This is a genomic window from Sphingomonas elodea ATCC 31461, from assembly GCF_000226955.1.
In the GTDB taxonomy this organism is placed as follows: Bacteria; Pseudomonadota; Alphaproteobacteria; order Sphingomonadales; family Sphingomonadaceae; genus Sphingomonas; species Sphingomonas elodea.
In genome coordinates, this window is record NZ_AGFU01000005.1 from 1 (window position 1) to 13964 (window position 13964).

At 67.7% G+C, this 13964-nt stretch carries 14 protein-coding genes and 1 tRNA gene; 9 read left to right on the plus strand and 6 right to left on the minus strand.

Going from position 1 to position 13964, the window contains the following annotated elements:
* The coding region (locus KK7_RS19920) for a methyl-accepting chemotaxis protein (RefSeq protein ID WP_010542927.1) at positions 1-549 on the plus strand (549 nt) is incomplete at its 5' end.
* 4 nt (positions 550-553) lie between these two features.
* Here KK7_RS19920 and KK7_RS19925 read toward each other — a convergent pair.
* Together KK7_RS19925 and KK7_RS0101765 are read right to left on the minus strand one after the other, a co-directional pair.
* Positions 554-946 carry a hypothetical protein gene (locus KK7_RS19925; RefSeq protein WP_010542928.1) on the minus strand — a complete coding sequence of 131 codons (393 nt, stop codon included), beginning with the start codon at positions 944-946 and terminating at the stop codon, positions 554-556.
* Positions 943-2928 carry a putative bifunctional diguanylate cyclase/phosphodiesterase gene (locus KK7_RS0101765; protein ID WP_010542929.1) on the minus strand — a complete coding sequence of 662 codons (1986 nt, stop codon included), beginning with the start codon at positions 2926-2928 and terminating at the stop codon, positions 943-945. The genes KK7_RS19925 and KK7_RS0101765 overlap by 4 nt, the downstream gene beginning before the upstream one ends.
* 79 nt (positions 2929-3007) lie before the next feature.
* Here KK7_RS0101765 and moaA point away from each other — a divergent pair, with 79 nt between their 5' ends.
* The 6 genes from moaA (at position 3008) to KK7_RS0101800 (ending at position 7492) form a co-directional block, all read left to right on the plus strand.
* Positions 3008-4024, plus strand: coding sequence for a GTP 3',8-cyclase MoaA (moaA, locus tag KK7_RS0101770; protein WP_010542930.1), 1017 nt, complete (start codon positions 3008-3010; stop codon positions 4022-4024).
* Positions 4021-4797 (plus strand): NAD kinase, encoded by a 777-nt coding sequence (locus KK7_RS0101775; RefSeq protein ID WP_010542931.1) that lies wholly within the window; start codon positions 4021-4023, stop codon positions 4795-4797. The genes moaA and KK7_RS0101775 overlap by 4 nt, the downstream gene beginning before the upstream one ends.
* Before the next feature lie 83 nt (positions 4798-4880).
* Positions 4881-4955 (plus strand) — tRNA-Asn (locus tag KK7_RS0101780).
* Positions 4956-5227: 272 nt separating this feature from the next.
* A complete protein-coding gene (locus KK7_RS0101790) occupies positions 5228-6244 on the plus strand; it encodes an adenosine deaminase (RefSeq protein ID WP_010542933.1) in 1017 nt (338 codons plus the stop codon).
* Positions 6244-6759, plus strand: coding sequence for a phosphoribosyltransferase (locus KK7_RS0101795; protein ID WP_010542934.1), 516 nt, complete (start codon positions 6244-6246; stop codon positions 6757-6759). The genes KK7_RS0101790 and KK7_RS0101795 overlap by 1 nt, the downstream gene beginning before the upstream one ends.
* Before the next feature lie 133 nt (positions 6760-6892).
* Positions 6893-7492, plus strand: a complete 600-nt coding sequence (locus tag KK7_RS0101800; RefSeq protein ID WP_029622638.1) for a CC0125/CC1285 family lipoprotein — start codon at positions 6893-6895, stop codon at positions 7490-7492.
* A gap of 99 nt (positions 7493-7591) precedes the next feature.
* Here KK7_RS0101800 and secA read toward each other — a convergent pair whose 3' ends face one another.
* The 3 genes from secA to KK7_RS21435 all read right to left on the minus strand — a co-directional run bounded on the left by secA (position 7592) and on the right by KK7_RS21435 (position 11470).
* Complete coding sequence (gene secA / locus KK7_RS0101805; protein WP_010542936.1) at positions 7592-10336, minus strand: preprotein translocase subunit SecA; 2745 nt, start codon at positions 10334-10336, stop codon at positions 7592-7594.
* A gap of 129 nt (positions 10337-10465) precedes the next feature.
* The gene (locus KK7_RS0101810; RefSeq protein ID WP_010542937.1) at positions 10466-10726 is read right to left on the minus strand and encodes a hypothetical protein; all 261 of its coding nucleotides are present in this window, start codon (positions 10724-10726) and stop codon (positions 10466-10468) included.
* Positions 10727-10819: 93 nt separating this feature from the next.
* Positions 10820-11470: an energy transducer TonB gene (locus tag KK7_RS21435; protein ID WP_010542938.1), complete on the minus strand. Its 651-nt coding sequence runs from the start codon at positions 11468-11470 to the stop codon at positions 10820-10822.
* A 57-nt stretch (positions 11471-11527) separates the two neighbouring features.
* Here KK7_RS21435 and argJ point away from each other — a divergent pair, with 57 nt between their 5' ends.
* Together argJ and KK7_RS0101825 are read left to right on the plus strand one after the other, a co-directional pair.
* Positions 11528-12754, plus strand: coding sequence for a bifunctional glutamate N-acetyltransferase/amino-acid acetyltransferase ArgJ (gene argJ / locus KK7_RS0101820; RefSeq protein ID WP_010542939.1), 1227 nt, complete (start codon positions 11528-11530; stop codon positions 12752-12754).
* 4 nt (positions 12755-12758) lie between these two features.
* Entirely contained in the window at positions 12759-13553 is a 795-nt protein-coding gene (locus KK7_RS0101825) for an inositol monophosphatase family protein (protein WP_010542940.1), read from the plus strand.
* Positions 13554-13602: 49 nt separating this feature from the next.
* On the opposite strand, the gene trxA is transcribed toward KK7_RS0101825, so the two are convergent.
* Positions 13603-13923 carry a thioredoxin gene (gene trxA / locus KK7_RS0101830; protein ID WP_010542941.1) on the minus strand — a complete coding sequence of 107 codons (321 nt, stop codon included), beginning with the start codon at positions 13921-13923 and terminating at the stop codon, positions 13603-13605.
* Positions 13924-13964 lie beyond the last annotated feature (41 nt).

The window sequence follows — 13964 nt, forward strand, 5'->3', positions numbered from 1 at the left end:
GACAGCGTGATCGAGGGCCTCGACAAGATCGCCTTCCAGACCCGGGTTCTCGCGATGAACGCGGCCGTCGAGGCGGGTCGCGCTGGGGAAGCCGGTCGCGGCTTCGCGGTCGTGGCGGACCTCGTCTCCGCCTTGGCGATGCGTGCCGAAGAGGAAGCCGGCCGCGCCCGCGAGCAGCTGACCATGACCCAGGCGGAAATCGTCACGGCGGTCGACGCGGTGCAGAAGGTGGACGGCGCGCTCGCCAACATCTCCGGCGATGTCAGCCATGTGCACGACCTGCTCGGCAGCATGTCCGCCGACAATGGCGCGCAGTCGAGCGCGATCAGCGAGATATCGCACGCGATCGGCGACATGGATCGCGCGACCCAGCAGAATGCCGCGATGGTGGAGGAGACTTCCGCCGCCGCCCAGAACCTCGCCCGGGAAGTGAGCGACCTCGCGAACCTGGCAACGCAGTTCCGCACCGAAAAGGCAGGCGCCCGCTTCGGCGGCTATCGCCCGCTGCCGGCCTCGGCGGTACCGGCGCTGACCCGTCCCGATCTCTGATCGGCTAGGCGACCGGCACTTCCAGCACGATCTCCTCCGCCAGTTCCTCGGCGCTGAACGTCTCCCGTTCCATTACGAAAGCGCCGGAATAGTGGGCGAACTGCCAGGTGCCGGCGATGCGGGTGGCATCGTCGCGCACCTCCCCTGAATAGTGGACGGCATGGGCAAACGGGCCGGCACCGTCATATTGCTTGATCCAGTGGATCGCGCCGCCGCTGCGTGCGCCACGCAGCGTTGCGTGGACGGGCGGGCCGCCCCCCCGATCGGGTTCGCTGACGGTACCGCTGATCGCGCCGCCCTGCTCTTCGAGGAGTGCGATGAAGCGGTTCGGTTCCACCGCGCCATCGTCCGAGGCCCAGCGCCCATACCAGACGCCGGTAACGCTGTTTCCGCTCACCAGTCGCGCACCAGGGCGGCCAGTGCGGGCACGTCAATCGGCTCGGAACACAGGAAACCCTGGAAATACTGGCAACCTTCCTTGGCCAGCATGTCGAGCTGCGCCTCGGTCTCCACCCCTTCGGCAACCACCGCCAATCCCAGCGAGCGCGCCATGTCGATCACCCCGCGCACCACGATCCGGTCGCGCGGGGAGCCGGTGATCTCGCTCGACAGCTTCTTGTCGATCTTGAGGTAATCGAGCGGCAACGCCTTCAGATAGGCGAGGCTGGAATAGCCCGTGCCGAAATCGTCGATCGCCACGCGGCACCCGGCGGTGCGCAGTTCGGAGAGCAGCCGCGCCGCCTCGCTCAGATCGGCCATGATGCCGCTCTCGGTGATCTCGAGCGTGAGCCGGTGGCGCGGGAAGCCGGTCGCGTCCACCCAGCGCAAGAGGCTCTCGCCGAAACCGGCTCGCCCGACATCGCCGGCTGTGACGTTGATCGACAGGCGCAATTCGCCCAGCAAACGCGGCCAATGCGCGGCGATGGTCAATGCCCGGCGCTGGACATGCTCGCTCAGCACACCGACCAGCCCGGCCCGCTCGGCAGCGGTGAACAGCGGCTCGGCGCCGATCTCCCCGTGCTGCGGATGCTGCCAGCGGGCCAGCGCCTCGACGCCGACGATCTGCCCGGTGGCCACCGCCACCTGCGGCTGGAACAGCACGCCGATCTCGCCGCGCTCGATTCCCCGTCGCAGGTCGCCGATCAACGATTCGATCGACGGGCCGCTGCCCGGGCGGGCCGGCCCCTCGCCCAGCAGCGTCTCGCTCGCGCGGCGCAGCAGGCTGGCGGCGCCGTCGCCCGCCACGCTTTCGGTCAGCGTCACCTTGGCCCCCAGATGGACCAGCTCGCCCGCCGCGACGAACGGGCGCGACAGTGCCTCCTCGATTCGCCGTGCCGCGTTGCGCAGCGCGGGCGTCCCGGGGTCGACCGCAGCGGCAAGGAAGTCGGATCCGCCGATTCGCGCGACCACCGCATCCGATCCGAGCGTCTCGCGCGCCGCCTCCGCCACCCGGCGCGAAACGCCGCGCAGCAGCTCGTCGCCGGCGGGTCGGCCATAGGCGGTGTTGATCGTGTCGAAGCGGGTAAGGCCCACCAGCACCAGCCCGATCCGCTGCCCCTTCTCCAGCAGCCGGTCGATCCAGCGCCGGGCGCTGGACGAATCGCGCGCGCCGGTCAGCACGTCGCGCACGGCGGCGCCGGCATCGGGCGCCAGGCCCAGCGGCTCGACCAGGGCATCGATCTGGCCGGTCTCCGCGTCGTACTGGAGGTGCTGCACCACCCGGCCCTTGCCCGGCAGGTCGTGCGCGAACGCCGTCGATCCCGCCTCGCGCAACCGGCGCAGCGCCGCCCAGGCCAACCGCCGGTCGGAGAGTTCAAGCCGGGCGAACAGCGCGCGCGGCCCCGGTGCCTCGGGCAGGTCCAGCAGTTGCGCCAGCGCCGGCGTCAGTTCGATCGACCCGGAGGCGGGGTCGAATCGCCACCCCAGCGGGTTGGCCAGGCTCGTCCCCTGCCCGGCCCAGCCGGACAGCCGCTCCACATAGCGTTCGGCGAAGCGGATCGCGTGGGCGATGGCGGCAGACGACATCGGGCTGCCCAGAAAATGGGTCGCCCCCGCATCGTAGAAGCGGCCCATATGCACCGTGTCGCTCTGCGAAACGAGGATCAGCAACGCCGCGCCATAGGCCTTGATCGTGGGGCCGAGCAGCCGTGCCGCATCCAGCCCTTCGCTCATCGCCCCGCGCGCGTCGATCACCGCCACCGAGGCGCCGCTCGCCAGGAAGCGTGTTTCCAGCCCCTCGCTGCGCCGCGCAGCCACGACCCGCCAGCCGCCCCCCGCCGCCGCTGCCGCAACCTCGTCCCGCTGACGGAACGAGAGTACGAAGACCGGCACTTCCTGGACCGGGGCAGTACTCTGGACGATCGTGAAGCCTTCTTCCATGTCCCTCCGATAGCGGCTCGAACCGCGCTCCGCCATCCAAGCCTTGTGCGGGCGGGCCCAACGCCTTACCTCGCCTGTCATGGCCAGCGCTCCCGCCCTTGCGACGCCGCCCTCGCTGGTCGATCGCCACGGCCGTGCGATCCGCTATCTGCGCATTTCCGTCACCGATCGCTGCGACCTGCGCTGCCGCTACTGCATGGCGGAGCACATGACGTTCCTGCCGCGCGAGGCGGTGCTGAGCCTGGAGGAGCTGGCGGCGATCGCCGGCCGCTTCATCGATCGCGGCGTCACCAAGATCCGGCTGACCGGCGGCGAGCCGCTCGTCCGCCGCAACATCATGACGCTGGTCGAGCAGCTCGGCGCGCGGATCGGCGACGGGCTGAAGGAACTCACCCTCACCACCAATGCCACGCGGCTCGCCAGTTATGCGCGGGGCCTCGCCGATGCCGGCGTCCGCCGGATCAATGTGAGCATGGACAGCCGCGATCCCGAGACGTTCCGCTACATTACCCGCCACGGCGATGTGGGCCAGGTGCTGGAAGGCATCAATGCCGCACGGGACGCCGGGCTGCGGGTGAAGATCAACATGGTCGCCCTGCGCGGCCTCAACGAGGACGAGATCGCGCCGATGCTCGCCTGGGTGGCCGAAAACGACATGGACCTCTCGCTGATCGAGACCATGCCGATGGGTCTGATCGACGAGGACCGCGCCGATCGCTTTCTGCCGCTGCCCGACGTGCTGGCGCGGCTGAAGACGCAGTTCGTCCTGACTGCCGATTCGCACGACAGCGGCGGCCCGGCGCGTTACTGGCGCGTGGGCGACACCGGCAGCCGGCTGGGGCTGATCTCGCCGCTTACCAACAATTTCTGCGCAAGCTGCAACCGCGTTCGGCTCTCGACCGACGGACGGCTGCACATGTGCCTGGGGCATGAGGATTCGGTGGACTTGAAGGCAGCGATTCGCAGCGGGGGGCTGCAAGCCGTGGACGACGAAATCGACCGGGCGCTCGCCGCCAAACCAGAACGCCATGATTTCCGCATCGAGGCCGGCGCTGCCCCCGCCGTCTCCCGCCACATGAGCGTGACCGGCGGATGAGCGCGACGAAGCCGCGGGCGCTGCTCGCCTCGCCCACCCCCCCGGCGCAGACCGCGGCCGGCGAACTCCGCGACCTGTACGATTGGGTGCCGATCGAGGAGGCCGAGGAAATCGTGGCGCTCGGCGGCGACGGCTTCATGCTCCAGACGCTGCACGCGATGCTGGAACGTCGCCGGCTGCTGCCCGTGTTCGGGATGAACCTCGGCACAGTGGGCTTCCTGATGAACGACTGGCGGCTGGAAGGGCTTACCCACCGCCTGGAGCGTGCCCGGCCCTTCCGAGTCGCGCCTCTGGCGATGACCGCCACCACTGTCGAGGGCGAGACCTGCGTCCTGCCCGCGATCAACGAAGCCTCGCTGCTTCGCGAAACGCGCCAGACCGCCAAGCTGGAAGTGACGATCAACGGCCGAATCGTGATCCCCGAACTGGTGTGCGACGGCCTGCTCGTCGCGACGCCCGCCGGCTCCACCGCCTATAACTTTTCCGCTCAAGGACCGATTCTCCCGCTCGGCTCCGCACTGCTGGCGCTGACCCCGATCAGCCCGTTCCGCCCGCGGCGCTGGCGCGGCGCGATCCTGCCGGAGAAGACCCGCATCGATATCCGCGTGCTGGAGGCCGAAAAGCGGCCGGTCAGCGCCGTCGCCGATCAGCGCGAAATCCGCGAGGTCGCGCACGTCCATGTCGAGATCGACCGCATGCGCGACCTCACGCTGCTGTTCGATCCGGAGCACGCATTGGACGACCGGATCACGATGGAACAATTTATTGCATAAACCCCTTGCGCGTTCCGAAAACCCGGTGCTAAAGGCGCGCCTCCCGACGCGGTGACCCACCGCCGAGGGGTTGACCAGAGTGGTCCCCGATAGCTCAGCGGTAGAGCATTCGACTGTTAATCGAATGGTCGTAGGTTCGAATCCTACTCGGGGAGCCATCTCTCGTCTGCCGGTTCGAAGGCGGAGCAATCCCGGATCTGCCGGTCGAAATAGCTTCCCTTCGAGCCCGCCGCGGCACGCACCTCCGCTACATTCTCGGGCATCTCCAGATACCGGCATCGCTTCATCCCGGTGAACCTTCCGTGCTGCGTCTGCGCATCCAAATCATATTACCATTGGCGAATCACGGTCGAAGGCATGTGCGCTAAATGCAAGGCCTCCGTCCGGGGTTGCGCTTGCGACTCGCGGTGGCCGCTGCGATGGTCGGGCGATGGAAAATCTGGACGCCTTCATCGCCGGCCTGCCCAAGGCCGAACTCCATCTCCACATCGAAGGCAGCCTTGAGCCCGAGCAGATGTTCGAGTTCGCGCGGCGCAACGGCGTGGCCATCCCCTTCGACAGCGTCGAGGCGGTGCGCGCGGCCTATGAATTCTCCAACCTGCAGGACTTTCTCGACATCTATTATGCCGGCGCCGACGTGCTGCGCACCGAGGCCGATTTCCGCGACCTCGCGATCGCCTATTTCGAACGCGCCGCGGCGGACGGCGTGCGCCATGCCGAGATCTTCATCGATCCCCAGACGCACACCGCCCGCGGCATCGCGATGGGCACGGTGGTCGAAGGGCTGGTGGCGGGCATGGCAGAGGCCGAGCGGCGGCTCGGGGTCTCCTCGCAGCTGATCCTGTGCTTCCTGCGTCACCTCGACGAGGAAGACGCCTTCCGCACGCTGGAAGCCGCCGAGCCCTGGCTGGACCGCATCGCCGGCGTCGGCCTCGATTCGTCCGAACTGGGCCATCCGCCCTCCAAGTTCGCCCGCGTCTTCGCCGCTGCCGCCGCAAAGGGCCTCAAGCGCGTCGCCCATGCCGGCGAGGAAGGCCCCGCCGACTATGTCCGCGAGGCGCTGGACCTGCTCCAGGTCGACCGGCTGGACCATGGCAATCGCAGCCTGGACGATCCGGCGCTCGTCGCGCGGCTGGCGCGCTCGGGGATGACGCTCACCGTCTGCCCGCTGTCCAACGTCAAGCTGTGCAACGTGGAGACCATCGACGCCCACCCGATCGACCGGATGCTGGAACTGGGCCTGCGCGCGACCGTCAACTCGGACGACCCGGCCTATTTCGGCGGCTATGTCGGCGAGAATTACCGCGCGGTAGCGCGTGGCCGGGGCCTCACCAAGCAACAGCTCGCCACGCTCGCTCGCAACAGCTTCCTCGGCTCCTTCCTCCCCGACGAGGCCGTCGCGGCGCACTGCGCGGCGATCGACGCCTGGGTTGCGGAGGCGGCGTGATGGGCGACATCGTCTTCACCCACTTCACCCATGACCAGCTCGTCGCCGGGGTCCACGCCATTGCCGAGGCGGTGGCGGACTGGCACCCTACCCTGCTGGTCGGTGTCGGGCGCGGCGGGCTTACCCCGGCGGTCTATCTGTCGCACCGGATCGGACTGCCGCTGGTCTCGATCGACCATTCCACCCGCATCGCCCAGTTCGGCGAGGAGCTGGTCGCCGTACTCGCCCGGCGTACCCGCGACGGCGAGCGGCTGCTGTTCGTCGAGGACATCAACGACAGCGGCAAGACGATCGGCGAGCTCCGCGCGGCACTCGCCGATCAGGGCGCAGTGGCCGAGCAGGTCCGCTTCGCCGTGCTGATGGACAATGTCCGCTCGTCGCAGCGGGTGGAGTATGGCGCGCAGACCATCGACCGCACCGTTCAGAAGGACTGGTTCGTCTTCCCGTGGGAGGCGATGGCGCCGCACGCCGCGCTCGACAAGGACGCGCGCGAAGTGCCGGAAAGGCTAGGTTGACATCTCCCGTTCAGCAACGGTCAATCGTGGCTGTGCCACGCCTCACCGCGTGAGCGCGCGGGAGAGTTTCGCCGGCCCGTGCGTTCGAGGGGCTCGAGGCGAGAGTATTCGCTTGTTAAGTTTCGGAGGAACAATGCCAATCTTATCAAAGAAGGGCCGGCGTCTCGCAGCACTCGGCCTCACGGTCGCAGGCAGCCTCTCGCTTGCTTCGTGCATGACCGCCACGCCGTACCAGCCCGCCTCGGCGAGCGGATCGGTCCGCAACGGCTATTCGGACGAACAGATCGAAGAGAATCGTTTCCGGGTGAGCTTCTCCGGCAACAGCCTGACCTCGCGCGAAACGGTGGAGCGTTACCTGCTCTACCGGGCGGCCGAGCTGACGTTGCAGAACGGCTATGACTATTTCGTCCTCGCCGATCGCGAGACCGAGAAGAAGACGCAGACCTACACCACGCCCGGCCTGGCAGGCGGCGGCTTCGGTGCCTGGGGCGGCGGCTGGGGGCCCTATTGGCGTTTCCACAATCCGGGCTGGGGCTGGCGCGGCTGGGATCCCTTCTGGGGTGATCCCTTCTTCGGTCCGGGCTTCGATATCCGCACCGTGGATCGCTATGAGGCCATTGCCGATATCGTGATGGGCAAGGGTCCCAAGCCGGTCGACAATGTGCGGGCGTTCGACGCACGCGCGGTGAAGGAGCGCCTCGGCGCACGGATCCAGATGCCGCAGACCCGCTGATCGCGGGCAAGCGGATACAAAAAAGGGCGGCGCCGGAGACCCCGGCGCCGCCCTTTCCCTTTGTGCCCCCTCCCGCAACCGGGCGGGGGCGCATCGCGGTTACGCCACCTGGCCGTGGCAGTGCTTGTACTTCTGCCCCGAGCCGCATGGGCACGGCGCGTTGCGGCTGACCAGCCCGACCCACTGCGAGGGATCCGCGCCGAACTCGTCGCCGGTCGGCTGCGGGATGCTCAGCTGCGGCAGGCGCGTGGTCACCAGCCCGGCCGAGCCGCCGTCCCAGTCCGCGCTGTTGTCCTCGCCGGTCAGCGGATCGATATGCGTCGTCAGGAACGCCGGCAGCTCCGGCAGTTCCGGCGGCGGTGCCATGCGGAACTGGGCGAACGCCATGGTGCGCGTCACATCCTCGCGGATCGTGTCGAGCATCCGCTGGAACATCGAGAACGCCTCGTGCTTATACTCGTTGATCGGCGTCTTCTGCGCATAGGCGCGCAGGTGAACGACCTGGCGCAGCGCGTCGAGCATCGCGAGATGCTCCTTCCAGTGATGGTCCAGGTTCTGGAGCAGGATCGACTTCTCGATCGAGGTCCAGGTCTCCGGCTCCAGGTCCGTCGCCTTCTCGGCGATCGCCGCATCGGCGGCCTCGCGGATGCGCTCTTCGAGGATCTCCGGATCGATCGCCTCCTCGTCCTTCACCCACTGGTCGACCGGCAGGTCGAGGTTCAGCGTGTCGGCGAGGCGGGTCTTCAGGCCCTCGACGTTCCACTGCTCGGGATAGCTGTTGGGCGGGCAGGCCTCGCCGACGATCGCGTTGACCGTCTCGTGGCGCATGTCTTCCACCACGGTGCCGACGGTATCGGCATCCATGATGTCGGCGCGCTGCTCGTAGATGACCTTGCGCTGGTCGTTCATCACGTCGTCATATTCGACGACCTGCTTGCGGATGTCATAGTTGCGCGCCTCGACCTTGCGCTGCGCGGTCTCGATGGCCTTGCTCAGCCAGCGCGACGGCGGCATCGCCTCGCCGTCTTCCAGGCTGGAGCGCATCATGCGGGCGAACAGCGTGTTCGAGCCGAAGATGCGCAGCAGATCGTCGTCGAGGCTGAGATAGAAGCGGCTGAGCCCCGGATCGCCCTGGCGGCCCGAACGGCCGCGCAGCTGGTTGTCGATGCGGCGGCTTTCATGGCGCTCGGTGCCGAGCACGAACAGCCCGCCGGCGGCCTTGACCTGCTCCTTCTCGGCCGCGACTTCCGCCTTGATCCGCTCGATCGCGGCGTCGCGCTCCGGGCCCTCCGGCATGTCGCGCAGTTCGTCCGCCACCCGGAACTCGACGTTGCCGCCCAGCTGGATGTCGGTGCCGCGACCGGCCATGTTGGTGGATACGGTCACCGCGCCAAGCCGGCCCGCCTGCGCCACGATATGCGCCTCGCTCTCGTGGAAGCGGGCGTTCAGCACCTCGTGCTTCACCCCTTCGCGGTGCAGGAACTCGGACAGCATTTCCGACTTCTCGATCGAGACGGTGCCGACCAGCACCGGCTGGCCGCGCTCGGCATGCTGCTTGATCGTCTTGGCGATGCCCGCGAACTTGTCCTCGGTCGACTTGTAGAACACGTCCTCCTCGTCGACGCGCTGCACCGGCAGGTTGGTCGGGATGGTGACGACGTTCATCTTGTAGATGTCGTAGAACTCGGCCGCTTCGGTGGAGGCGGTGCCGGTCATGCCGCCGAGCTTCGGGTACATGCGGAAATAGTTCTGGAAGGTGATCGAGGCGAGCGTCTGGTTCTCCGGCTCGATGGTCACGCCTTCCTTGGCTTCCACCGCCTGGTGGAGGCCGTCCGACCAGCGGCGGCCGTCCATCATGCGGCCGGTGAACTCGTCGATGATGACGATCTTGCCGTCCTTGACGATGTAATCGGTGTCGCGCTTGAACATCACGTTCGCGCGCAGTGCCTGATTGAGGTGGTGGACGACCTGGGTATTCTCGAAGTCGTACAGGTTGGCGCCGACCAGCACCCCGGCATCCTCGAGCAGCCGCTCCACCGTCTCGGTGCCCTCCTCGGTCAGCACGATGGTGCGCTGCTTCTCGTCCTTCTCATAGGTCGAGGCATCGAGCTGCTTCACCACGGCGTCCACCTTCAGGTAGAGCTCGGACCGGTCGTCGGTCGGGCCGGAGATGATCAGCGGGGTGCGGGCCTCGTCGATCAGGATCGAATCGACCTCGTCGACGATCGCGTAGTTGAACGGGCGCTGCACCATGCTCGCCCGATCATATTTCATGTTGTCGCGCAGATAGTCGAAGCCGAACTCGTTGTTCGTGCCGTAGGTGATGTCCGAGGCATAGGCGTCGCGGCGCTGCTGGTCGGACAGGTTGGGCACGATCACGCCGGTGGTGAGACCCAGGAAGCCATAGACCTGCGCCATCCACTCGGCGTCGCGGCGGGCGAGATAGTCGTTGACGGTGATGACATGGACGCCGTTGCCCGGCAGCGCGTTCAGATAGGTGGCGAGCGTCGCGACGAGCGTCTTGCCCTCGCCGGTGCGCATCTCGGCGATCTCGCCGCGATGGAGCACGATGCCGCCGACCATCTGCACGTCGTAATGGCGCTGGCCGATCACCCGGCGGGCGGCCTCGCGCACCGTGGCGAAGGCCTCGGGCAGCAGGTCGTCGAGCTTGGCGCCGTTGGCCAGCTGTTCGCGGAACTTGATCGTCTGCTGGGCGAGCGTGTCGTCGTCCATCGCCTGGAGCGTCGGCTCGAAACTGGCGATCTTCTGGACGATCGGCTTCAGGGACTTGACGTAGCGATCGTTGGACGAACCGAAAAGCGACTTGGCAATACCGCCGAACATGCGAAATCCTGACCTGTTGGATGGGGGTGCGCAACGGCGGCCGAAAGCGGCGAAGCCATCACGGGGCGTGCCGCGCGACCGAGGCGCGGCGACGGAAGGGAGGACGGCCCGGCATGCGGGCCGGAAACGCTATTCGCGCCGCTGCTCGAAGGCGAGGCGAAGCCCAGGCCGCGGTTCGGCGGCGCGGTGGAACACCGGCAGGGAAGCCACAAGCGGCAGGGCCGGCAGCGCGGCTGCGGCGGCCATGATGGCGCGCGAGGGCTGCACGGAGGCCTGCGCCGCTTCCGCCACGCGCACCACGGCCACGCCCTGAACGGCGCGCAGCCCACGCTCGCCCGACACGCCGGTCAGGCTCGCGAAAAGCGCAGTAAGGAGCAGCAGCAGTTCCAAGCGAAACCCTGTGTTACACGGTGATTATGTCGCAACCGATGAGCCGCAACGCACGACACATAGGGATCGACGCACGGTTCGTCTAATCAAAAGCTAGGGCTTGGCCGGCGTGTCGGCGCGGAATGAGACGATGTATTCCGCAGTCTTGGCCGCCGCTGCTCCCGCTTTCAAGGACGGCGCCGTGGCGAGCGCCCGCAATTGCCCGCAGGCCGCACGATCGATTGCACTGTTTCCACTCGACTCCAGGACGCGACAATCGACCACGCGTTGGTCGGTCCCGAACGATACCGACGCTCTCGCCGGCTGCCGATAATCCGATGGCAGCCTCTCCACCGTCAGCTGCAATGCACCCGGCGGAACCGGCGCTGCCACGCCTACGCCGCCATCAACACCATTGCGATAGGGCGGCGCGTTGCCCAGGCGCCACGTGAAGTTGCCTGTCACGCGCGAGTCCAGCGCGCGCCCATTCTCTAGCGCCGGGTTGAAGCGCGCTCGGCGCATCATCAGGAAGCAGGTTTGCTTGTCCAGGCCGACATATCCGCTGGTTGCGGTCACATCGCACTTCACCGCGTGGCCGAGCACATCCACTTGCAGTGCGAACCCGACGACACCCTCATGGTGGGCGCGCGCCTCTTCCACTGGATAGTCGTCGTTGGTGATCCATGGCGCATCACCTCTAGGGATCGGCTTCACAGAAGCTTCCGTCGTTGCCTGCGCCGCCAGCAGCGCCATCACCAAAAGCATTGATCTTTCTCCCCCCATGCACGAAGCACGCGCCGCACTTTAACCGGAGGGATTTCCATGTCCACCAGCACCTCCCCGCTCGCGCTCCCCTTCCCCGCCTTGCCCGCGATTCCCGGCGTCACGCTGCGCGTCGCCCGGGCGCGGTACAAGAACTGGGATCGCTGCGACCTCACCTTCGTCACGCTCGACGAGGGAACCAGCGTCGCGGGGGTGATGACGACCAGCAAATGCCCGTCACCCGAGGTGGAATGGTGCCGCAAGGCACTGCCGCTCGGCAAGGCACGGGCGCTGGTGGTGAATGCAGGCAACTCCAACGCCTTCACCGGCAATCGCGGCCGCGCCGCCGTCGAGGCGATCGCCGCCCGCACCGCGCAGCATCTCGGCTGCGATCCCTCGGACGTGTTCGTCTCCTCGACCGGTGTGATCGGCGTGCCGCTGCCGATCGACAAGGCCGAGGCCGGGCTCGACGCCGCCTATGTCGCCGAGCCGTGCAGCTGGGAGCAGGCCGCCGCGACGATCATGACCACGGACACCTTCGCCAAGGGCGCGGTGACCACCGCGGTAGTCGACGGCCGCACCGTCACGCTGGCCGGCATCATCAAGGGATCGGGCATGATCGCCCCGGACATGGCGACGATGCTCGGCTATGTCTTTACCGATGCCGCGGTCGACCCGGTGTTCCTCCAGCGCGCGCTGAGCGAGGCCAACGGCACCAGCTTCTCGTGCATCACGGTGGACGGCGACACCTCGACCAGCGACACCGTCCTCGCCTTCGCCACCGGCAAGGCGGGCAATGCCCCCCTCGCCAGCGACGAGGATGACGGCGCCGACGCCTTCCGCGCCGCGCTCGCCGATCTCTGCCGCCAGCTCGCGCTGCTCGTCGTCCGCGACGGCGAAGGCGCGCAGAAGCTGATCGCAATCACCGTCGAGGGCGCGGAGAGCGACCGCAGCGCGCACCGCATTGCCATGTCCATCGCCAATTCGCCGCTGGTGAAGACCGCGATCGCGGGCGAGGACGCCAATTGGGGTCGCGTCGTGATGGCCGTGGGCAAGGCCGGCGAACCCGCCGAGCGCGACAGGCTCGCGATCCGCTTCGGCACCACCCAGGTGGCGCGCGAGGGTCTCGCAGTCGAGGGCTATGACGAGGCGCCGGTCGCCGCGCACCTCAAGGGGCAGCAGGTGGAAATCGGCGTCGACCTGGGGCTTGGCGAGGGCCGCGCGACGGTTTGGACCTGCGATCTCACGCACGGCTATATCTCGATCAACGCCGACTATCGGAGCTGAGCCCATGCATCGCCACCACGAAGCCGTCTCCGCGCTGATGCGTTCCGTGGCCGAGGCGGTGGTGATGCCTCGCTTTCGCAACCTCGCGGCGGAGGAGGTGCTGGAAAAGACCCCCGGCGAACTGGTGACGATCGCCGATCGCGAGGCCGAACTGCGCCTGACCGAGGGGCTTGCGGCGATCGACGGCGACGCGGTGATCGTCGGCGAGGAAGCCTGTGCCGCCGATCCGGCGCTGATGGAGCAGGCGACCGCGGCGCGCGCGTGGATCATCGATCCGATCGACGGCACCGCCAATTTCGCCGCCGGCCAGCCGCCCTTCGGGATCATGATCGCGCTGGTCGAAAACGGCGTGACCCAGGCCGGCTGGCTCTACGATCCGGTCGCCGAGCGGATGTGCCATGCGGTGCTGGGCGGCGGCGCGTTCCTGAACGATGCGCCGGTGCGCGCACGCGCCAGCGGCGCCGCGCGCCCACTCGCGGCGGTGTCGAAGGTCGGACAGTCGGAGGAAGAGCATGCCGCCCGCGCCGCGCGCTTCGCGCAAGCGTTCGAGATTGTGCCGCTGCCGCGCTGTGCCGCCGAGAATTATCCGCGACTGGTGCTCGGCCAGAATGATGTCGCCGTGTTCCGGCGGACCTTGGTGTGGGATCACGCGCCGGGCGCGCTGTTCCTCACCGAAGCCGGCGGCTATGTCGGGCGGTGGGACGGCAGCCCCTATCGCATCGATGACGAGGGCGTGGGTATCGTCGCGGCATCGACGCCCGAACTGGGCCAGCGCGCGACGGCATTGCTGTTCGGCTGAAGCCCGCGCTCCCCGCCCGCGAACGGACGGGGAGCCGCAGAGCACGCGATCAGAGCTCGCGCTCGATCCAGTGCTTGATGCCGCTCTTCGGCAGCGCGCCGACCTGGGTGGCGGTCTGCTGGCCGTTCTTGAACAGGATCATCGTCGGGATACCGCGCACGCCATATTTGGTCGGCGCATCGGGATTCTCGTCGATGTTGATCTTCACGATCTGCACCTGATCGGCCAGCTCTTCCGAGAGCTCCTCCAGCGCCGGGGCGATCATGCGGCACGGACCGCACCATTCCGCCCAGAAATCGACGATCACGGGCTTGTCGGCCTGCAGCACGTCGGTTTCGAAATTGGCGTCGGTGGTCGCCAGAGTGGCCATGTCATAGTCTCCTGAATATCGTGTCGACCGGCAATCTATGG